General features: G+C 61.0%; 17 protein-coding genes. All 17 read left to right on the top strand.

Features of this window, described 5'->3' with window-relative positions; translation table 11 throughout:
- Positions 1-19: 19 nt before the first annotated feature.
- Positions 20-1,120 (top strand): BMP family ABC transporter substrate-binding protein, encoded by a 1,101-nt coding sequence (locus QTL94_RS09550; RefSeq protein ID WP_289801356.1) that lies wholly within the window; start codon positions 20-22, stop codon positions 1,118-1,120.
- Between the two features lie 84 nt (positions 1,121-1,204).
- Positions 1,205-2,404, top strand: a complete 1,200-nt coding sequence (locus QTL94_RS09545; RefSeq protein WP_289801355.1) for an amidohydrolase family protein — start codon at positions 1,205-1,207, stop codon at positions 2,402-2,404.
- Positions 2,404-3,984, top strand: a complete 1,581-nt coding sequence (locus QTL94_RS09540; RefSeq protein WP_289801354.1) for a gamma-glutamyltransferase family protein — start codon at positions 2,404-2,406, stop codon at positions 3,982-3,984. Before QTL94_RS09545 ends, QTL94_RS09540 begins: the two co-directional genes overlap by 1 nt.
- The gene (locus QTL94_RS09535) at positions 3,981-5,249 is read left to right on the top strand and encodes an amidohydrolase family protein (protein ID WP_289801353.1); all 1,269 of its coding nucleotides are present in this window, start codon (positions 3,981-3,983) and stop codon (positions 5,247-5,249) included. The genes QTL94_RS09540 and QTL94_RS09535 overlap by 4 nt, the downstream gene beginning before the upstream one ends.
- 16 nt (positions 5,250-5,265) lie before the next feature.
- A complete protein-coding gene (locus QTL94_RS09530; RefSeq protein WP_289801352.1) occupies positions 5,266-5,751 on the top strand; it encodes a nucleoside deaminase in 486 nt (161 codons plus the stop codon).
- A 174-nt stretch (positions 5,752-5,925) separates the two neighbouring features.
- Complete coding sequence (locus QTL94_RS09525) at positions 5,926-7,218, top strand: ATP-grasp domain-containing protein (RefSeq protein ID WP_289801351.1); 1,293 nt, start codon at positions 5,926-5,928, stop codon at positions 7,216-7,218.
- A gap of 32 nt (positions 7,219-7,250) precedes the next feature.
- Positions 7,251-8,777 carry a hypothetical protein gene (locus tag QTL94_RS09520; protein ID WP_289801350.1) on the top strand — a complete coding sequence of 509 codons (1,527 nt, stop codon included), beginning with the start codon at positions 7,251-7,253 and terminating at the stop codon, positions 8,775-8,777.
- Positions 8,774-10,222 (top strand): pyridoxal phosphate-dependent decarboxylase family protein, encoded by a 1,449-nt coding sequence (locus QTL94_RS09515; RefSeq protein WP_289801349.1) that lies wholly within the window; start codon positions 8,774-8,776, stop codon positions 10,220-10,222. Before QTL94_RS09520 ends, QTL94_RS09515 begins: the two co-directional genes overlap by 4 nt.
- 189 nt (positions 10,223-10,411) lie before the next feature.
- Complete coding sequence (locus tag QTL94_RS09510) at positions 10,412-12,346, top strand: hypothetical protein (protein ID WP_289801348.1); 1,935 nt, start codon at positions 10,412-10,414, stop codon at positions 12,344-12,346.
- Positions 12,347-12,373: 27 nt separating this feature from the next.
- Positions 12,374-12,592, top strand: a complete 219-nt coding sequence (locus QTL94_RS09505) for a hypothetical protein (RefSeq protein ID WP_289801347.1) — start codon at positions 12,374-12,376, stop codon at positions 12,590-12,592.
- Between the two features lie 389 nt (positions 12,593-12,981).
- Positions 12,982-15,051: an ATP-dependent helicase gene (locus QTL94_RS09500; protein WP_289801346.1), complete on the top strand. Its 2,070-nt coding sequence runs from the start codon at positions 12,982-12,984 to the stop codon at positions 15,049-15,051.
- Between the two features lie 106 nt (positions 15,052-15,157).
- Complete coding sequence (locus tag QTL94_RS09495; RefSeq protein WP_065692917.1) at positions 15,158-16,156, top strand: LacI family DNA-binding transcriptional regulator; 999 nt, start codon at positions 15,158-15,160, stop codon at positions 16,154-16,156.
- 36 nt (positions 16,157-16,192) lie between these two features.
- A complete protein-coding gene (locus tag QTL94_RS09490) occupies positions 16,193-17,488 on the top strand; it encodes an ABC transporter substrate-binding protein (RefSeq protein WP_289801345.1) in 1,296 nt (431 codons plus the stop codon).
- 75 nt (positions 17,489-17,563) lie between these two features.
- Positions 17,564-18,496, top strand: a complete 933-nt coding sequence (locus QTL94_RS09485; protein WP_289801344.1) for a carbohydrate ABC transporter permease — start codon at positions 17,564-17,566, stop codon at positions 18,494-18,496.
- A complete protein-coding gene (locus QTL94_RS09480; RefSeq protein WP_065692920.1) occupies positions 18,489-19,373 on the top strand; it encodes a carbohydrate ABC transporter permease in 885 nt (294 codons plus the stop codon). The genes QTL94_RS09485 and QTL94_RS09480 overlap by 8 nt, the downstream gene beginning before the upstream one ends.
- Before the next feature lie 3 nt (positions 19,374-19,376).
- On the top strand, positions 19,377-21,080 hold the full coding sequence (locus QTL94_RS09475) for a glycoside hydrolase family protein (protein ID WP_289801343.1): 1,704 nt from the start codon (positions 19,377-19,379) through the stop codon (positions 21,078-21,080).
- A gap of 18 nt (positions 21,081-21,098) precedes the next feature.
- Positions 21,099-22,151, top strand: a complete 1,053-nt coding sequence (locus QTL94_RS09470; protein ID WP_289801342.1) for an ABC transporter ATP-binding protein — start codon at positions 21,099-21,101, stop codon at positions 22,149-22,151.
- Positions 22,152-22,182: the final 31 nt, after the last annotated feature.

Raw genomic sequence — 22,182 nt, 5'->3', positions numbered from 1 at the left:
ACCAAAGAGAGGAACTGACATGACCAATTTTTCCAGACGCGATTTCCTGAAGACCAGTGCTGTGGCGTCGCTCGCCATGGCCGGCGGCGCCAAGCCGCTGTTTGCCGCAGACGAAGTGCTGAAGGTCGGCGTCATTCACATGGGGGCGATCTCCGACACCGGCTGGGAATATTTCCAGGCCAACGCCTGGCGCGCGCTGGAGAAGGCCTATCCGGACAAGGTGAAGGTCACGGTGCTCGAGAACATCGCCCAAGTTCAGGATTGTGAGCGTCTGTTCCGCCAGCTTTCCTCGCAGGGCCACAAGCTGATCTTCGGAACCACCTTCTCGCAGTATGCGTCGCTCAAGAAGCTCGCCCCGACGCTGCCGAACTCGCATTTCGAATGCTGCGCTGGCATCGATGCCGGCAAGAATCTCGGCGTGTTTGAAGCGCGCCACTATGAGGGTACCTATCTCACTGGCATTGCCGCCGGTCGCATGACGAAGAGCAACGTTCTGGGCTGGGTCGGCGCGTTCCCCGTGCCGCAGGTCATATACAGCCTGAATGCATTCCTGCTGGGTGCGCGCAGCGTCAATCCGAACGCAGTCCTGAAAGTCGTCTGGGCCAATGCCTGGGTGGATCCGGCCAAGGAAAAGGATGCGGTTGCCGCGCTGGTGGCGCAGGGCGCCGACGTGATCTCCGGTAGCCCGAATACACCGGTTCAGGGCCTTGCCGCCGAAGAAAAGGGCGTCTGGTCGATCGGCAGCACCGGCGACTTCTCGGCTTACGTCAAGAAGAAGCAGCTCGTGTCCTTCGAGCTCGACTGGAGCGCGGCTCATATCAACGCAGCCAAGGCGGTAATGGCCGGCACATGGCAGCCGTCCAACAACTGGCTGGGCCTCGGCGAAGGCGGCTACGTCAAGATGACGACCAGCAGCCCTGAGTTGCCGGAATCCGTGGCAGCCGAAATGAAAGCTGCGGAAGCGGCGATCATCAGTGGCAAGCTGAAGCCGTTTACCGGCGAGATCAAGGATCAGTCGGGAACGGTGAAGGTAGCCGCCGGGCAGACTCTTGCCGATAATGACATCAAGGGCATGACCTGGCTGATGGAAGGCGTGCAGGGCACTCTGCCGCAGAACTGAGAAACCTGAACTGAAACGGCGCGCCGGCCTGCCCGAAACGGAAGCCGACGCGCGGCAATAACGACAAAAGACGAGGAGATGCCAATGAGCACGATCGAAACAGTTTTTACCAATGCCCGGCTGGCCGATGGGTCACTCTATGATATCGGCGTTGTCGGTGGACGGATCTCCGCGATCACGCCGGCTGGCCAGGGTGGACCGGGCGGCACTGTCGTCGATCTGGCCGGCGCGCTGCTCGTGCCGAGCTTTGTCGAGGGGCATATCCATCTCGATACCAGCTTTTATGGCGACAAGTGGATCCCGCACAAACCCTGCACGAACGGTTTTGACGTCCATGAGCGCGTTGCCTTCCAGGCGCAGAACATGGCTCAGGCCGCGGCCATGGATGTACGGGCGCGCAACCAGCTGGATCTGTGCATCGGCCTGGGCAGCGTGAAGATGCGCAGCCACGTGATGGTGGACGGCTCGGTTGGCCTGAAGTCGTTGGAGACCATCCTTGCGGTCCGTGAGGAATATGCGGGCCTGATCGACATCCAGCTGGTGGCGTTCCCGCAAAGCGGGATACTGAAGAGCCCTGGGACGCCAGAATTGATGGACGAGGCGGTTGCGCTTGGCGCCGATCTTGTCGGCGGTCTTGATCCCGGCAGTTTTGACCGCGATGTGAACGGACACCTGGATGTCGTCTTCGGGATCGCTGAAAAGCGCGGCGTCGACGTCGATATCCACCTGCACGACGCGGGCACGCTCGGCGCCTTCACCATCGAGGAAATCTGCGCGCGCACCGTGGCGCTTGGCATGCAGGGTCACGTTGCCGTCAGCCATGCCTATGGGCTTGGCGATCTGCCCCCGGAGGCGGCAAGGAAGATTGCAGACCGGATCGCCAGGAGCGGCGTCTCGATCATGACGAACGCTCCCGGCAATCATAATTTTCCGCCGGTCGCGCTGCTCAGAGCCGCGGGTGTCACCGTTTTCAGCGGTAGCGACAACATTCGCGATTCCTGGTGGCCTTATGGCGACGGCGACATGCTCGGCCGCGCGATGATGATCGGCTATCGCTCCGGTTTCTATACGGATGATGAGCTGAACGCCGCGTTCGACGTGGTCACGGCCTCGGGTGCGAAGGCATTGCGGCTGGAGGGTTACGGCATCGAGATCGGCGCCAAGGCGGATTTCGTCGCGCTCGCGGCTGAGCATGTTCCGGAGGCCGTTGTCGCCATCCCGAAAGGCCGTCAGGTCTTCAAGGACGGCCGGCTTGTCGCCAGGAACGGGGTTGTAATCCGCTGATGACGCCAGGAACCAGACAGACGGCGGATACCGGCGCCACCTCGCAAACTGCGATGATCACCACGCCGCACTGGCAGGCGAGCGAGGTCGGCGCGGCTGTGCTGAAGCGCGGCGGCAACGCAATCGAAGCGTTGGTTGCCGCGGGCGCTGCACTCTCGGTGCTTTATCCGCACTTCTGTGGATTGGGTGGCGATGCCGTCTGGATGGTTTCGGATGCCGATGGCAATGTCCGCTCGTTTCTCGGTATCGGGCAGTCGGCCCGCAATATTGATGGTATCACCGCCATACCGTCGCGCGGGCCCGGATCGACGCTGACCAGCGCTTGTCTCGTCGAGAGCTGGGAGCGGGTGCTCGCCCATTCGACATCCGCATGGGCGGGCAAGGAACGCCTCTCCAGCCTACTTGATGACGCCATCCGGATTGCGACCGATGGCTTTGCGGTCAGCTCCTCGCAGCGCTTCTGGCATGAGTTTCGCCGCGACGAGCTGGGGGAATGGCCTGGCTTTGCCGCGATCTTCACCGGTAGCGGCATCCAGCGGCAACCGGACCTAGCGCGGTCGCTTTCAGCCATTGCCCGCCACGGTACGCGTGAATTCTACGAGGGGGAACTTGGCGCCCGTATTGCGGGCGGTCTAGCCGAGATCGGCTCACCGCTGACTGCGACAGATCTGGCCGTGACCCGTACACGAGAAGACACCCCTGTTTCGCTTCGTTATCGCGACCTGACGCTGTTTGCGCCGCCGCCGCCAACGCAGGGGCTGACGACGCTTGGCATCATGGGCATACTCGAACATCTGGACATGGCCGGGTTCGATTTCTCGGGCGGCGTCTATTATCACCGGCTGATCGAGGGCGTGAAACAGGCCTTCCTCGACCGCAATCGTATCGCCGATCCGGATTTTGCGGCATCTTCGTTAGCGGAGGCACTGCTGGATCCCAAATGGCTCCGGAGCAAGGCGGATGCCATCGATCCGGCGCGTGCCATGCCCTGGCCACAGCCGTACAGGCATGGCGACACCGCGTTCCTGGCGGCGGTCGATGACAAGGGGCGGGCGGTGTCTCTGCTCCAGAGCACCTATTTCGACTGGGGAAGCGGTGTCGTAGTCGGCGATACCGGCATCCTGTGGCAGAACCGCGGAGCAGCCTTCAGTCTGGATCCTTCGAGCCCGAACAGGCTGGAGCCGGGCAAGCGTCCGTTCTACACTCTCAACCCCGGCATGGCGCTGAAGGAGGGTCGTCCGCACCTGCTTTACGGAACCCAGGGTGCCGATGGACAGCCGCAGACCTTGGCATTGCTGATCAGTCTGCTGGCCGACCATCATCTAGATCCGCTCGCAGCGCTTTCTCGCCCGAGGTTCCTGCTTGGCCAGACGTTTTCGGATACCCGCCACACGCTCAAGATCGAGAGCAATGTCGGTGCCGATGTCATCGGTTCGCTATCCACGATGGGCCATGTGGTGAGCGGTATCGATGCCTTCAGCCAACTGGGCGGTCAGGCGGGGGTCATCAAGATCGGGGCGGAAGGACGCCTGGCCGGTGCTCATGACCCGCGCAGCGACGGCGGCGCAATCGGCCTATGAGAACGTCAGCCCTGCCGTATGATCTTGTCATCCGCCAAGTTCGCACCGAGGAGGAGGGTGCGCTGGTCGACATTGCCGTACAAGACGGCCGGATCGTGGCGGTCGAGCCGCGCTTCAGATGCGAGGCGATTGAGGAGTTTGATGCGCAGGGCGCCTTCGCATTCAGCGGTTTCGTGGACAGCCACATTCATCTCGATAAGGCCTGCATCCTCGATCGCTGCGTCATTTGCGAGGGTACGCTCGCCGAAGCCGTGCGCGAGACGGCGAGAGTGAAACCCGCCTTTGACGAGGCCGACGTCTATCAGCGCGCCGCGCGCCTGGTGGAAAAGGCCATTGTTCATGGCACGACACGGATGCGGTCTTTCGTCGAGATCGATCCGCGGGTCGGCTTCCGGTCGTTTGAGGCAATCAAGCGGATCAGGCGCGATTTTGCCTTCGCGATCGACATCGAAATCTGCGCCTTTGCGCAGGAAGGACTGACCAACGAGCCCGAGAGCCTCGTCATGCTGGACCAGGCACTGGCAGAGGGTGCAGATCTCATCGGTGGGTGCCCATACATCGATCCGGAGCCGCGCCGGCACGTGGGATTGATTTTCGATCTTGCCGAGAAGCATGATGTCGCGGTCGACTTTCACCTCGATTTCGACCTTGATCCGGCCAACACCAATCTGCCGGCCGTGATCGAGGAAACTGTCAGGCGCGGCTGGCAGGGGAGGGTGTCGATCGGCCATGTCACCAACCTTTCCGCCATGTCTCCTGATCGTTTGTCACAGGTTGCGGTCGCTCTTGTCGAGGCTGGTATCGCGCTGACGGTTCTGCCTTCGACCGACCTCTTCCTCAATGGTCGCGGTGCCGACCGGCTTGTGCCGCGCGGTGTTGCGCCCGCCCATGTCCTGGCGGCATACGGTGTGGTCACGTCGATCGCGACGAACAATGTCCTCAATCCATTCACGCCGTTTGGTGACGCCTCTTTGATCCGTATGGCCAATCTCTATGCCAACGTCGCGCAGCTTTCCCGGGCAGACGACATCGACGCCGTGTTTGCCATGGTCGATCGGTCGGCAGCCCACCTGATGGGCGTCCCATCAGGGATATGCGTTGGCGCAGAGGCGACGATCGTATTGATGGATTGCCGCGGTCCCCGCTCGGCGGTGCGTGAAATCGCGCCCGTCATTGCCGGCTGGAAGCGCGGACGTCGCAGCTTCGACAACGGCAGGCCGGTCATACACAGGACTGTCGAGACGATCCTTTCCACCATCCCCTGAAGCAAGGAGAATGTCCATGATTACCGACACGGATCTCAAGCATCTCGGCCGTTGCGTCGAACTGGCGGCGCAGGCTGTTGATGCCGGCGACGAACCTTTCGGGTCGGTGCTCGTTGCAGAAGACGGCAGCGTTCTCGCGGAAGACCGCAACCGTATCCACTCCACCGGCGATGGCACACGCCATCCGGAGTTCACGCTTGCGAGATGGTCCGCCGAGAACATGGCGCCCGGCGATCGGGCCAAGGCCACCGTCTATACCTCGGGAGAGCATTGCCCGATGTGTGCGGCGGCGCACGGTTGGGTGGGGCTTGGCCGCATCGTCTATGCGAGTTCGTCAGATCAGTTGGGCGACTGGCTGCAGGAAATGGGCATCGATGTCTCCCCCGTTCGCAGGATTGCGATCGAGGAGGTGATCCGCGATGCGAAGGTGGATGGTCCTGTTCCTGACCTCGCAGAGAAAGTCCGCGAACTTCACAGGCGCCGTCACGGCGCCAACTCCTGAGCGCGTGACATTGGCTCTTCAACCTCCGATCATCTAAGCAGCAAGCGCGGGCCTCAGGGACCGTCAAAGCAAGGTCCGCACAAGCCACTGGGCACAGAAATATAGGCCAAATCGTGCATCCGTCTGGCGCGGCGTTTCAGCCTCAGCGCAACGGCGACATAAGGAGTTTGGCGTTTGACAGGCACTGTGGCTCAGATCCGGATATCGGAAGACAAAGACATCCTCATAGGCAAGGCTGCGATCGTTCGTACCTTGTACGAGGGGCGCGACATTTCTCCCACCTGGGACAAGCTGATGGCCCGCGTCTCCGCCAATCCGCGGGATGCCGCGGCGTTCCTGGATCTTTCAGCCATCCTGCAGACGCTTGGCAAGGCAGAGGATGCCTCGACAACCCAGCAGGCGGCGCTTGATATATCCAGGTCCTACAGGATCAGGAACGGCGACGGCTCCGGACTGACGGTGCTCGTGCTTCTCACGGCCGGCGACTTCATGGCCAATACGCCGATCGAATTTCTCCTGGAGACGTCCAACACGGTCATCCGGCTCCACTATGTCGATGCGCAAACCGCGAGCCTGGACGATGTTCCGGCGCACGACGTTGCTTTCGTCGCGGTCGGCGAGTCGCCCGAAAATCTGCCGGTCCTGGAGAATCTCGAGCGGCTGTTGAGCAACTGGGCCGGTCCTATCGTCAATAATGCGCCCCGCAGCGTCATCGATCTGTCGCGCGAAGGGGTGGCGGATGCGTTCAAGGACGAACCCTCCGTTCTTGCCGCGGCTACGACGCGCATTTCTCGCAACGAGCTGCAGAGTGTCGCTGCCGAGGAGGCCAGCATCGGGTCGATCGCGGGGATTGAAGCCTATCCGGTGATCGTGCGCCCGATCGGTACCCACGCCGGCAAGGGGATGGAGAAGATTGCGACGACGGCGGAGCTTTCGACATACCTTATGTCCCGCTCCGAGACCGAATTCTATATCGTGCCATTCATCGACTACAGCGACGCCGATGGAAAGTTCCGCAAGCAGCGCATCGCCGTTATCGACGGTAAGCCCTATGCAAGCCATCTCGCGATTTCGGATCATTGGATGGTTCACTATCTGAGCGCCGGCATGGCGCAGCACAATGACCGGCGCCTTGAAGAGGCGGCCTGGATGGCAGATTTCGACACCGATTTTGCTGTGCGCCATGCTCGTGCATTCGATGCGCTTCACCAACATATCGGCCTGGACTACTTCGCCATCGACTGCGCCGAGCTTGATGACGGACGTCTGTTCCTGTTTGAGGCGGATGTCGCGATGATCGTCCATTCCATGGATTCGGAAAAAGTCTTCCCGTACAAGAAAGCTGCGATGAACAAGCTCTTCGTCGCATTCGAGAATGCGTTGAAACAACGCGCGGTCTTGGGCGCATCTCCAATGTCTCATCTGCCGGGTGCGGCAGTCACGCATGAACAGCCGTGGCGCCAGTGAAGGCTCTCGCAATCGCGCAACACGGAGTCGCCATGCCTCCGGTTGAGCAGCGGATACAGCAGGCACTGAATGATCGGTCGCTTGGCAGCGAGGGGCTTTTTCATTCCCTGTCGCTTCTGCTGAGCGCCGGCGGCGACCGCCGAATCCTGTCTGATCCGTTCACCGGCCGAAACCGCTATGGAACGCGCACGACGCTGGCGGAAGACGAGATTTCGTTCGCATCGACGACCGCAAGCAACGTGTCTGCCAAGGGTCTGGCCGCTGCCGGTTACGAGTTGCAGCGGCTGTTCGGGATGGACGCACCATCGTCGGTTGCCGTCGATCGATGGTTTGACGACCTGCGAGCCAGTATCCATCACAAACTTGCCTGTGGTGACGCGGAGATCATTCTTGCCGCATCCGGCACTGATGTGGAGCTTCTTGCCATCTGCATGATGGCGGGCCTGTCGACACGCCCCTTGACCAACATCCTGATTGCGCCTGATGAGACGGGGAGCGGTGTTCCGCTCGCCGCAGCCGGCCGCCATTATTCCGATCTGACCGCGCTCGGCCGTCCGGTGGCCGCCGGCGCGCCGCTCGAAGGGGTGTCGGCAGATCGCATCGATGTGTGCGCGATTTCGATCCGTAACGAAATTGGCCAGGCCAGACTGCCCGATGAGATCGACGCGGATCTCATTGCCATGGTCGAACGGGAACTCAAGCGCGGCCGGGATGTGCTCGTTCATGTGCTCGATACGTCGAAGACTGGCCTGACCGGCGTGACACGACAGGCTGCTCGCCATGTCCATGGCCTTGCGCCCGGACGGGTGCGGGTGATCGTTGATGCGTGCCAATATCGCTGCTCGAACGCGACGGTGCGCCAGGATATCGCGGATGGCTTCATGGTCGCGGTGACCGGGTCGAAGTTTATCGCCGGGCCGCCATTTTCGGGCGCGCTTCTTGTGCCTGGATCGATCGCCGAGGAGTTGGGGTCCATTGTCGACCTTCCGGCAGGTCTTGCCGAATACACGGCGCTCTATGACTGGTCGGAAACCCTTCGGGCGAGCATGAGCTTCGCGTTCGGTTCGGAGCTCAATCTGGGGCTTGGTCTCAGATGGGTTGCGGCACTGGCAAATCTTGCCGACGGCATTGCCGTTGATGAAGGGCTGCAGGGTCTCATCAAGCGGCAATTCGCCCATCTGGTTCGCGCCCGGATGGGTGATATCGACGGGGCCTTTCTTCACCCGGAAGATGACGGCGAACACCTTGGCTCCCGTGCGATCGTGCCAATGACGATCATGGACGAGACCGGCGCGTTTGCGTCTTTCGCACAGGCACAGAGCATCCATCTGGCAATGCGCGAGGCAGTCGAGGGACCGGTTTGCCACTTGGGCCAGGCGGTGAAGCTGGGCTCGCGCAGTGTCCTGCGTGTTGCGGCGTCCGCCCTGGATATCGCAACCGTCTCGGGACGTATGGCGTTGGGCAACAGCTTGGAGGAAGCCTTCAAGCCGATTGAGACCAACCTCGACATCGTGTTTGCCAAGTGGGCTGCGATCCGCGCAACCGAGCGGCGTGCATGAGGGACGACGATCCCACCGAGCCACCGTCCGGCCTTGATCCCGATGACTGGGCGCAGTTTCGTGAGAATGCGCACCGGCTGCTCGACGACACGATCGACCATATCGCGAGCATCAGGCAGAAGCCCGTGTGGCGGCCCATGGACGCCGGGATCCGGGATCGATTTGCGCGTCCGCTGCCAGCGGCATCGCGCGAACTCGGGGATGTTCTGGATGACGTTCGCACCCATGTCTTTCCCTACGCGACCGGCAATCTGCATCCCTTGTTCATGGGATGGGTTCACGGCGCGGGCACGCCTGTCGGCATGCTGGCCGAACTTGTCGCAGCCGGCCTGAACCTCAACTGTGGCGGACGCGACCATGTCGGCATCGAGGTCGAGCAGCAGATTGTCCGCTGGATGGGTGAGGCGCTCGGATATCCTGCCGGCGCCAGCGGATTGTTTGTCACCGGCTCCTCAATGGCGAACTTCCTTGCCGTCACGATCGCCAAGACCGAGGCGATGGGGCAGTCCAGCCGTGAAACCGGCCTGCGCAATACGCCTCAGCAGCTCGTGGCCTACACATCCCGCGAGGCACACGTCTGTATTGCCCAGGCTATGCAGTTGTGCGGCATCGGCTCCGATAACCTTCGCTCGATCGACGTCGACAGCCAGGGCAGGATGCGAACCGACGCGCTTTCGACGCAGATAGAAGATGATCGCAGAGACGGGTTTCTCCCCTTTCTGGTCGTCGGCACCGCCGGTACTGTCAACACGGGGGCGATCGATCCGCTCGGCGAAATCGCAGAGATCGCGCGTCGTGAACGTATCTGGTTCCACGTCGACGGAGCGATCGGAGCGCTTGGAATGCTCTCCCCATCCATGCGCGAGCTCTTTGCCGGGATCGAACAATCAGCGTCCGTGGCGCTCGATTTCCACAAATGGGGGCATGTTCCCTATGATGCCGGGTTCCTGCTGGTGCGCGACAGCGTTGCCCACAAGCGGGCCTTCGCGCAGCCGGCGGCCTATCTCCAGCGCGCCAACAGGGGGCTTGCCGCCGGTGAAACCTGGCCCTGCGATCTCGGGCCGGACCTGTCGCGCGGGTTCCGTGCGTTGAAGACCTGGATGACCATCGAAGCGCTTGGCAGCGAGCGGATCGGCAATTCCATTGCGAACACCTGTGAGATCGCCCGCTACCTCGCGGATCGTCTCGGCAGCGATCCGAGGTTCGAACTGAAGGCGCCGGTTGCCCTCAACATCGTCTGTTTCGGGATCCGCGGGGCTGACACGGAATTCACCTGGAACATGGTACTCGATCTCCACGAGGCAGGTTCGGCCGTGCCGTCGTGGACGACGATCAAAGGCGAACTGGCGATCCGCTGCGCGATCGTCAACCATCGGACGACCAGAGCCGATATCGATCGCTTCCTGGATGTGCTGACAAGCTACCTGGCTGCGTCCGCCCGATAACTCGAAAGCATTGAAAACTCGGGGTACGACTGCTCATTAAGAGCAACCCCCAATCGCGGGTTCTGGATCGATGGACGCAACCTATGCGTACCTCCTGAAGAAATGCAGCCGTTGAATCTCGGGGGACATCGTGACAATGTGGCGTCTGGCGGACACGCAACACGCGCGCGAGAGGCTTAGACAGCAGGAATGGCTTTCGTCCTGGAGACCTTCGGGAAACTGCAGCTCATGGACAGGGAGGGCAACGTGGTTGCATTCCCTGAAAAAGGCCTGTTGTTGCTTGCATATTTGCTGACGAGTGAGCAGGGAACCGCCTATCGAGCGACGTTGGATCGCTTCTTGTGGGGCGAGCGGGATCGCGGCATCTCGGATTCCACCTTGCGAAAGCTGCTTTCGAGAATTACGGCACTTCAAAATGAGCTTGGGGTCGAGGTCCTGTCTCTGGAAGGGAGTGCGGTCTCGATCAATCGCGCGGCGCTGTCTTCCGACCTGCTGCTCGTCGGGGACGAGCCGGATCCGTTCGTCCGGCTTAAAGGCCTTGTAAAGTTGATGGACCAGACATTTCTGGGAACGGCCAGCACGCAAAGCCGTGAGTTCAGGCATTGGCTCTCCGAGCGGGAAAAGTATCATGGCGACCTCCTGGAAGACACGCTGAGATCAGCCTCGCAATTGGCACAGACCAAGGAGCAATCCAGGCTGCTGAGGGATGCTGCTATCATCCTGTTCAAATCGGGACCGCGGGATCAGGATACGCTGAACCTGCTCGTGCAGTCGCTTGACGCCGGCGAGCACGTGGCGTCTCTGCAGTCTTTTTTCGAGGAGCGCCGCAATGCGATCGCGAAAGGGCTCGACACGCTTCAACTGAAACCAAGCGAGCAAAAGCCAAAGGTTGCCGCTCGCGTTTCGGCTCCCTTCGAGGGTTCCGGAGCGTCCGGCTTGCCACTGATGCCGGGAGAGCTTGGCATTACCGTGCCTCGGCTGGTGTTGCTGCCGCCGACCAATCAATCCACGCACGCCGATGCGGCCTCGCTTGCCGCCTCCCTGATTGAAGACATCACGATCGGGTTTTGTGCGTTCAACAGCCTGCAGGTCATTGCCCCCTATTCGGCGATCCAGATCAGCCATCATCAGGAAACGCAGGTGGCCTTCTTCGAACGCCACAACGTCAACTATGTGCTCGAGACACGGATCAACGCCGTGAGCGATGAAGTTACGCTGTTTGTCCAACTGATCTTCTTTGACGACAGCCAGATCCTCTGGGCTGATCGCTTTCGCCTGACGCACCATTCGCTCTTGCGTGATCGCAAGGCGATCTCCCGGCAGATCGCGCTTTGCGTATCGAGTGAAATCGCGCGCCACGAGGAGGTCCGCGCGGACCTTCAGCTGCATCCGATCGCTTACCATCGATACCTCGTTGGCCGGCAACATCTGGCTAGGCTGACGCTGCCCAACCTTCGACGCGCGCGCGGCGAGATGCGTGCGGCTCTGAGCGCAAGTCCGGATTTTGCACCGGCACTCAGTTCGATGGGGCGCACCTATTCAAAGGAATGGCTGCTGACGGCTCGAGGCGATATCGACCTGCTGACCCAGGCGGAGAACCTGGCGAAGAAGGCCATCGAGAAACGCTCGGATTTCGCCGATGGTTTCCGGGAATTCGGCGTCGCCAAGCTGCTGCAGGGCGCGTTCGATGAGAGCGCCGAGGCGATGGAGGTGGCCGAGAACCTTGCTCCGCACTATGCCGACGTCATCGCCGACCATGCGGATACGTTGGTGCATTGCTCGCGCCCGAGCATGGCTTTGCAGAAGATCGAGCGGGCGATCGAACTCAATCCGCTGAGCCCCGACCCCTATCTCTGGACCGCGGCGGGAGCGAACTATGCGCTTAGCGAGTTCGAGGCGGCACTGGACTACATAGGCCGAATGGCCGACCCGAGCCTGGCCGACCGGCTGGCGGCCGCCAGCTGGGCCATGCTCGGCCGCCAGGACATGGCGCGGGTTTGCGTGCGAAGGGTTCGGGAGGCCAACCCGAATTTTGATGTCGACAAATGGCTTGCCGCCGTTCCGAGCAAGGAGCAGTGGCAGAAGGATCTCTACCGTGAAGGCCTGAAGAAGGCAGGATTTTGAACGTTAACCGTTGAAAAGGGGAAGAGCATGTCCGCAGTCGTAGTCATCAGCATTGCAGGGGAAGATGGTCTTTGGGTCGCCGATCTGGGAGCCGGCACCGTCCAGCCGCTCGATGCCCCCAAGGCGGGCACGCTCAAGGCGGTTACCGACCTGAGGGCGGGCGGAACAGTCATCACGAAAGGCGTGAACCTCGCGGTGGTCGTCAAGTCCGCGGAGCAGGTCTTCTCAGGCCACTACGACGGCTAAGCGGAAGTAATTTTCGTCAAACTCAGCTGCAGACTCTGACTCCGTTGCGTCGGCGCGACGGAGAGGTAGAGAGTTGCGCGCCCTGAGTAGCTCGTTTCCGAGCCTGGAGAGAGGGGTACTATTCCGACGCAATCGATGACTATGCCTGACGGTGTGCGTTCTCGCAAAATCGCCAGAAACCGCTGATGCCCGCTGGCGTATCAGCTCCACCCAGCGCGTTGGATTCAGTCGGTGTGCGAGGCAGGCTTTTCAGCCCGCCTGCGAACTGGTACGTTCTATTTTTGTTCTGAGCGTGGCGGTGAGTCGATTTCCTGGGGGTTTGTCCGCTGATTTTGTTTGCAAGAACGAGCGGAAGGCCGGCGATCGGAACCGTAAAGTGGCAGAGGGTAATGGGCGCGACATATCTGGAAAAGCTGAATGATCGCCAGCGCGAGGCGGTTGAACATGGGGTGGGCTTGAATGATGGAGCGGTAGCCGGGCCGCTCTTGATCATTGCCGGGGCAGGGTCCGGAAAGACCAATACGCTTGCGCACCGTGTCGCCCACCTTGTCGTCAATGGTGCTGATCCGCGCCGTATCCTCCTCATGACTTTCTCACGTCGGGCAGCGGCGGAAATGGCGCGGCGGGTCCAGCGCATCTGTCGGCAGGTGCTGGGTGACAATGCGGCGGTCATGACCGATGCGCTGGCATGGGCGGGCACGTTTCACGGGATCGGTGCGCGCCTGCTGCGAATGTATGCCGAGCAGATCGGTCTCAACGTCGACTTTACCATTCATGACCGGGAAGACAGCGCCGATTTGATGAACCTTGTTCGCCACGAACTTGGCTTGTCGAAGACGGACAGCCGTTTTCCGACGAAAGGCACATGCCTTGCCATTTACTCTCGCGTCGTCAATTCCGAGAGCAGCATCATCGACGTGCTGAAATCCGCCTATCCCTGGGTGCTCGGCTGGGAGGAGCAGCTGAAGCAGCTTTTTGCCGGATATGTCGAGGCAAAGCAGGCGCAGAATGTCCTGGATTACGACGACTTGCTGCTCTACTGGGCGCAGATGGTCTCCGATCCCTTGCTTGCCGAAGACATCGGCAATCGCTTCGATCACGTACTGGTCGATGAATACCAGGATACCAATCGCTTGCAGTCGTCGATCCTGATGTCGTTGAAACCCGGTGGCCACGGGCTCACCGTGGTTGGCGATGATGCCCAGTCCATCTATTCCTTCCGCGCCGCGACGGTTCGCAACATCCTCGATTTTCCGAAGGCCTTTTCGCCGGCGCCAGCCGACGTCATCACGCTTGATCGCAACTACCGCTCGACACAGCCGATCCTGGCCGCCGCCAACGGCGTCATCGATCTCGCCAGAGAGCGATTCACCAAGAACCTCTGGACGGATCGTGAATCCGAGCAACGCCCGCTGCTCGTGACCGTGAAGGATGAGGTCGATCAGGCAAACTACATCGTCGAACAGGTCCTGGCGAACCGTGAGGTTGGCACGTCGCTCAAACAGCAAGCGGTGCTTTTCCGGTCTTCCAATCACAGCAGCGCGCTGGAAATCGAACTCACGCGTCGCAATATTCCCTTCGTGAAGTTCGGCGGCCTGAAGTTTCTCGACAGTGCCCACGTGAAGGACTTGCTCGCGGTCCTGCGCTTTGCGCAGAATCCACGCGATCGCGTCGCGGGTTTTCGGCTGCTTCAGATGCTTCCCGGTATCGGTCCGCAAACAGCCGGGAAGATCCTCGACACGATCGCGGCCGAGCCCGAGCCATTGCTATCGCTTGCCGAGATCCCGCCGCCACCGAAAACCGGTGATGCCTGGGCGGATTTCACCAATCTCCTGTCCGGATTGCGGAAATCCTCGGCTGTCTGGCCAAGCGAGATCGGGACGGTGCGCGACTGGTACGAGCCGCATCTCGACCGCATCCATGAAGATGCCGACACGCGTAAGGCCGATCTTCTGCAACTGGAGCAGATCGCCGGCGGCTATCCGAACCGCGAGCGGTTTCTGACCGAGCTGACGCTGGACCCACCCGATGCCACAAGCGATCAGGCAGGCGTTCCGTTGCTTGACGAGGATTATCTGATCCTCTCCACGATCCATTCTGCCAAGGGGCAGGAGTGGCGTTCCGTCTTCATGCTCAATGTCGTGGACGGCTGTATTCCGTCGGATCTGGGAGCGGGCACGACGGCCGAGCTGGAGGAGGAGCGTCGCCTCCTCTATGTCGGAATGACGAGGGCCCGCGACAGCCTCACGCTTCTGACGCCGCAACGGTTCTTCACGCATGGCCAGAACACGCAGGGAGACCGCCATGTCTATGCCTCGCGGACGCGGTTTATCCCCGTCACCCTGCTGCAGTTCTTCGAGGTGACGAGCTGGCCGAAAGTTTCGGCCAACGCCAGTGAGCGCAGCACCCGTCAAATACGCATCGACGTTGGCGCCCGCATGCGGTCGATGTGGAAGTAGGCCTGCTTCGCTTGCCTAGGAGAAGGACCCGATCGAAATCATCCGTCTTGACAACGGGGCGCCTGTGGGAGTAATTGGGTAATCGATAACCCAAGGGAGGAACCAAGTGGCGGCATCGCTGTCGGATATCGCGGAAAGGGCGGGGGTCTCAATCAAGACCGTCTCCGGCGCGCTCCATGGCGGCTCCGCGCGGATGTCTGATGAGACGCGTGCGAAGATCAAAGAAATCGCAGACGAACTCGGTTATGTCACCAATCTCGCAGCCCGTGGCGTGCGTCAAGGGTGGCTGCCGCTAATCGGCGTGGTCGCCGACGAGCTCATCACCTCTCCCTTCGCAACGGAGATCATTCGTGGTCTCGATGGTGCTGCCCGAAGCGCTGAGCTTGCGGTCTTCGTCATGAATCTTGGGGGAAACCGCGACGTTGGTTCCGTTCTTGAAGAGGTTCGCCGGTTTCGCCCGCGTGCGACTGCGTTTGCCGCCATGTACCACAAGACCGTGGCGCTGCCGCCGGAACTCGCCAAAAACGTCGGCGTCATGATCAACTGCCGCGAGGTGGATGGTCGCGTGATCTCGCTGGTGCCTGACGAAGAGGCGGCCGCCGCGGAGATGACCCGTCACCTGCTTGACGCCGGCCGGCGTCGCGTTGCCTTCATCAATCTTCCAGGCCTGCTGGCGGGCGATTTGCGCGAGCAGGGCTTCCGGATCACCTTGGCCGAGGCTGGCCTTGCGCCTGTTGCCGTGTTGCCGGCTGTCCGGCGCGCGATCTACAGCGACCGCGCGCCCAGCCTTGTCCTGTCGCATGTCACGGCACTGATGCAGGCCGCCGACCGACCCGACGCCATCCTTTGTGGCAATGATCGCGTTGCCATGGAGGTCTATGCCGCGCTCCGTCGGGTCGGGGCCTCGATCCCCGGCGACGTTGCCGTGGCAAGCTTCGACAACCAAATCGAGATCGCCTCGCGTCTCGATCCGCCCTTGACGACCATGGCGCTGCCGCATCGGGCCATGGGCCGCCTTGCCGCCGAGATCCTGCTGGCCGAGGAAGCCGGCGGGCCCATGCTGCGAAAGCTGCCGTTCCAGCTCGTGGAACGGTCTTCCGTTTAAACATCGACGCATGCCTATCAATGGAGGAGAATATAAATGGGTAAACGTTTACTTCAAGCTCTGCTTCTGTCTTCGGCCTCGCTGGCGGCGACCGCCGGCTTTGCCGACGCAAAGACCGTCATCCACATGATGCATCAGGGCGATCCGGGTTGGGTCAAAGCCTATGCTGATGTCGCAAAGCGCTTCGAAGCGGCCAATCCAGACGTCGACATCGAGTTCATCTATGCGCCCCACGACGCCTACAATGAGAAGTTCAGCGCCGCTGTCATGTCCAAGCAGCTGCCTGACATCATGGAGATCGATGCGCCGTTCCTCGCCAACTATGCCTGGTCCGGCTATCTGCAGCCGATCAAGCCGCTTATCGACAAGGACGTCATCGACGACATGACGTCTTCGAACGTGTCGCAGGGAACCTACCCCATCGACAAGGAACTCTACGCTGTCGGCCTCACCGACTCGTCGGTCGTGCTCTACGGCAACAAGAAATACCTGGAAGCCATCGGCGCACGCATTCCGAAGTCGGTCGACGATGCCTGGACCAAGGAGGAGTTCGAAGGTTATCTCGAGAAACTCTCCAAGCTTGATGGCGTGAAATGGCCGATCGATACCTTCCGTGGCTACGGCATCAAGACCGAATGGATCACCTATGCCTACGGCCCGCTGCTTGAGAGCGCCGGTTGCGACCTGATCGATCGCACGACCTGGAAGGCGACCGGAACACTCGACAGCGATGCCTGCGTCGGCGCGCTGACGATGATGCAGGGATGGGTGAAGAACGGCTGGGTTGTTCCTGGATCATCGGGCACCAACCAGTTCTATGCGGAGGGCCATCCGGCAGCGCTGGCACTTGGTGGGCATTGGTTCTACGCAGAAGCCGCGGCGGCCATGAAGGACGATATCGTCGTGATGCCGCTGCCGAAACTCGGCGACAAGGGCGTCAGCCCCAATGGCACCTGGATCTGGGGGATCACCAAGACCTCCGAGCATCCTGATGTCGCCGGAAAGTTCCTGAGCTTTATGCTGAAGGACAAGGATTATCGCGAATACGCCAAGCACGAGTCTGCCTTCCCCGGCCTGAAGAGCTTCGCGGAATCCTCGCCGCTCTACGCTCCGGGCGGTGCAATGGCAGTGGCCTTCGAGCAGGCGTCGAAGACGGCGGTCGCGCGTCCGCCGCATCCAGCCTATCCGGCGATCACCTCAGCCTTCATGCAGGCCGTCGACAAGGCCTTCAACGGCAGCGACGTAAAGCAGGCTCTGTCTGAAGCCGCCCAGAAGATAGACGAGGATATCGAGGACAATGACGGCTATCCGCCGTTCGATGCCCAGCAATAAGCGTTGAGCGCCGGGGCCGGAAAGTCCGGCCCCGGAAGCGCCCGTCATGACAGAACAGACTGCGAGGAGGAGACGATGACACTGCAACAATCACCTGCCGCTGCCCGACCGCGCGTCGGCAGACGCCGGGATCCGGGCCGGCTCATGCAGGAAATGCTGATGATTGCACCGGCAGTCATCCTGCTCGCCTGCTTCCTGATTGCGCCGTTCCTGTTGTCGTTCTGGACGTCAATGACGAACCAGCCGCTGGTGCCGCGCCCGACACCGGTGCGCTTCATCGGCCTGCAGAACTTCATGCGCATCTTCAACGACCCGCTGTTCTGGACCTCGTTGTGGAATGTGACGCGTTTCACCATCTGGGTGCTGCCCGTCCAGTGCGGCATGGCGTTTGCCACAGCACTGTTGCTCCACCAGAAGATCCCCGGTCGCAACCTGCTTCGCGGCATGTTCTTTCTGCCAGCCATCACTTCGATGGTCGTCGTCTGCGTTATCTGGGGCACGCTTTTCCAGTATCCGAGCGGCCCGCTGAACCAGATCGTCGGCTTTCTCTCCGCCGGCCACATCCAGCCGATCGATTGGCTCGGTGATCCCAAATGGGCAATGTTCTCCATCGTCCTTCTGTCGGCCTGGCAGGCTTACGGTTTCCAGATGATCGTCTATCTCGCCGGTCTCCAGGGAATTCCCGATGAACTCTACGATGCCTCAAGGATCGACGGAGCCAACGTCTTCCAGCGTTTCTGGCACGTCACCATGCCGGGCCTTCGTCCGACCCACGTCTTCGTGCTTGTGATCACGACGATCCAGGCCTTCAAGCTTTACACCCAGGTTTCCATCCTGACCCAAGGTGGACCGAGCGGAAGCACGGAAACGGTCGTTCATTACATGGTGAGGACTGGGTTCGAGCAGCAGAAGCTTGGCTACGCCTCCGCCGTATCGGTGATCCTCTTCGTCATCGTCCTCGTAATCGCGCTGCTTCAGCGCCAACTGCTGAGACGCTTCGATGTCTGATATCGCTCTCCCCCGTGTCGTGCCCGCCGAACGCTCCGGAAAGATCTCGCTTCGCCTCGTTCAGACGGTCGCAATCTTCATTATCGCGCTTGTCGTGATCTCGCCGCTCTTCATGCTCCTGATCGCGAGCCTGAAGGATGACCGCTTCCAGATTCTGGCGGACATGGGCAGCTTTCGCGCCTTCTGGGTTTCGAACCCGACGCTCTCCAACTTCAACGAGATCGCGCATTTTTCGGGCGAACTCGCCTACGGCCGTTATCTCTTCAATTCGCTGGTGATCCTGGCTGTTACCGTCGCGTCCGGCCTTGTCGTCAATTCGATGGCGGGCTTCATCCTCGCCTGGGGCTCACTGCGCGGCAAGGCCGTGCTTCTGTCGCTCGTCGTCGCGCTCTACGTGATCCCCCAAGAAAGCATCATCATGCCGCTGGTGGTGATGATGTCGCGCGCCGGGTTGACGGATACCTTCGCCGTCCAGATCCTGCCCTGGGTCGCCAGCCCGCTCTACATCTTCCTCTTCTACCAGTTCTTCGCCCAGCTTCCGAAGGAGCTCTATGAGGCGGCCGAGATCGACGGAGCGTCGATCTTCAGGATCTACCGCTCGATCTACCTTCCACTCAGTCTGCCTGCTCTGGCAACCGTATCGATCCTCATGGGTATCGAAAGCTGGAACCAGTATCTCTGGCCGACCCTGGTGACGCAGACCGATTATGCCCGGCCGATCTCTGTCGCGATTGCCACCTTCTTTGGTCAGGACAGCATCTATTGGGATCGCGCCATGGCAGCCTCGGTCCTGATGATGATCCCTATTCTCGCCCTCTATCTCGCGTTCCAGCGCTGGTTCGTGAGCTCGTTCGTCGGCTCCGCCGTGAAAGGTTGATTGATGACTTACCAGGCAACGACCATCCCGTCTGCCCGCCAATCCGTGCGTGCCGAACTCGACACTGGAACGGTCATCCACCTCTGGCTCAAATCGCGCCGACCAGGCGAGGTCGCGACGATGAGTGTTGAGCTCGATGGTATCGAGCTTCAACAGGTGGCGACCGCCAGGACGGAAGAGTTCGAGTTTTGCAAGGTTGCGTTGCCTCGCGGCGGCAGTCTCGAATTGTCCTACGATGCCAAAGCAGCTGACGTTTCGGTTATCTACGCCTTCCTCCCCACGCGCGTGCAGAACGAGGGGATCCGTGTTCTCCACCACAGCGCCGAGAACGCGCCTCCCGCCCTTTCGGACGGCTATCATTTTCGGCCGCTGTTCGGCTGGATGAACGATCCGAACGGCTTTGGCCGTTTTGGCGGTCAGGTGCATCTCTTCTACCAGCACTATCCTCACAGCCTGCGCTGGAACACCATGCATTGGGGACATGCCGTGTCGAACGACTATGTCCACTGGCGGCATCTGCCGGTCTTCCTGTTTCCGTCCGATGACCTGTCGCAGCGCAATGACGGACGCGGCGGCGCCTTTTCCGGTTCGGCGATAGCGGCGGGCGGAGACGATATCCGCGTCTTCTACACAGAGCAGATGCGCGATCGAAAACCGGAAGAGCAGATCCAGCTGACGGCCACCAGCCGCGACGGTTTGTCGGCGGAGCCGGCCACCGTGATCCTCCCGGAACGACCAGGCCGGTTGGACCTGACGCTCGATTTTCGCGATCCCTACGTCTTCAAGGGGCCAGACGGGCGCTGGAAGATGTTGATCGGCAGCCGCGACAAGGCTGGCGGCGTCGTTCTGCTCTATGAGACGCTTGATCCGGTGGGTGCGGATGGATGGACCTTCCTCGGTACGCTACACCGGGAAAATCGCTACGGCATGACGGCGGCGGAATGCCCGTGCATGGTGCCGCTTGGCGATGCCGGGACTTCCGAAACGCGGTGGGCGTTGATCTTCGGACTTCTGACGAGCCGGGATCAGAGGGGGCGCCGCAATATGACCAGCGTCACGGTCGGGCGTTTCGATGGCCAAACCTTCACGCCAGAGCTGGAGCAGGAGCTGGATTTCGGGTCGGACGCCTATGCCTTCCAGGCCTTCGTCGATGACGGCGGGCCCGTCGGGATTGCGTGGCTCGCCAACTGGACAGATGTCTCCAAAAAGGAAGACTTTCCAACGGCGATGACCTTGCCACGTCGGGTTCTGTGGGACGGAACGGCGGTACTGACGCCGCCGGTCGAAGGTGTCAACGCGCTTCGCCATGCGGAGCTTGATGGCACCGGTCGTCTGGCCGCGGGCGAACGGCTGCCGTTAGAGAACGGCGCTGTCGAGATCGAGTTGGAGCTTTCAAGCCCAGGCGCGGCCTTCGAACTGCGTTTCGACCATCCAGACATCGATCTTTCACTTCGGCTCGAAGCGGAAGGTCTGGAGATCCTCTTCAACGATCGCAGTGGCAAGGCTTCGCCCCGCTACCTCGCGGCCGGTGCTCGACCGTCAACGGTACGCGTCTTTCTGGACGCCGGATCGATCGAAGTCTTCGCCGACAACGGCCGCTGGACAGGAACCAAGCGCCTGCCGACCTTCGCGGGTGTCAGGGCGGCACAGCTATCTCAAGGAAATGGTTCGATCGCCGGCGCCCGCGTCTGGCAACTCAAGCTTTAATTTTGGTGGGGGGATATCATGGCATCGGTCGCAATCGACGAAGTCAAGAAGCAGTATGGCGCAGCATCCGTGATCCACGGCGTTTCCGTGGACATAGCCGACGGTGAGTTTGTTACACTTGTTGGTCCATCAGGCTGCGGCAAGTCCACCTTGCTGCGTATGCTGGCAGGCCTCGAGGATATCAGCGGCGGCGAAATCCGCATCGGCGGGCGCGTCGTCAACGAGGTGCCGCCAAAGGAGCGCGACATCGCCATGGTGTTTCAGAGCTACGCGCTCTATCCGCACATGACGGTCGAGGAGAACATGGGATTTGCCCTGAAGCTTCAGGGTCAGGACAAGACCGCAATCTCAAAGCGCGTGCGCGAGGCAGCCGGGATACTGGCGCTCGAACCACTCCTCGACAGGCTCCCGAAGCAGTTGAGCGGTGGCCAGCGCCAGCGCGTGGCGATGGGCCGGGCGATCGTGAGACACCCCAAGGTGTTTCTCTTCGACGAGCCATTGTCCAATCTCGACGCGAAGTTGCGGGTAACGATGCGCGCCGAGATCAAGGAACTGCACCAACGCCTGAAGACGACGACCGTCTATGTCACGCACGACCAGATCGAAGCCATGACCATGGCCGACAAGATTGTCGTCATGCGCGCCGGACGTATCGAACAGGTCGGAAAACCGCTCGATCTCTATGATCGTCCTGTAAACACCTTCGTCGCGACCTTCATCGGCTCTCCCGCCATGAACCTGTTCGACGGGACGCTTGTCGAGGGTCGCTTTGTGCTGGATGGCGGCCCGGCGTTGCCCTTGCCCAACGATCGAGGCACCGCCGCGATCGCCCAGTATGGTATTCGGCCGGAGCACGTTGCCCTCTCAGCGGATGACACCGGTGTCCCGGCCCAGATCATTCTGGTTGAACCGACCGGCCCGGAGACGATGCTCATTGTGAAGATCGGGAACCAGACGGCGACGGTAATGCTTCGCGATCGTGTCGACGTTCAGCCGGGAGAGCGTGTGAAACTCAGCATCAATCTGGCAAAGCTTCACCTTTTTGATGCCGCGGGAGATCGCGTTCCCTGATCAACGGCTAGCGGGACTGTTCAGTCCGTTG

The organism is Rhizobium sp. S96, assembly GCF_030382195.1.
In the GTDB taxonomy this organism is placed as follows: domain Bacteria; phylum Pseudomonadota; class Alphaproteobacteria; order Rhizobiales; family Rhizobiaceae; genus Rhizobium.
Note: the sequence above shows the minus strand (reverse complement) of the source record. Positions and strands in the feature narration are given on the sequence as shown.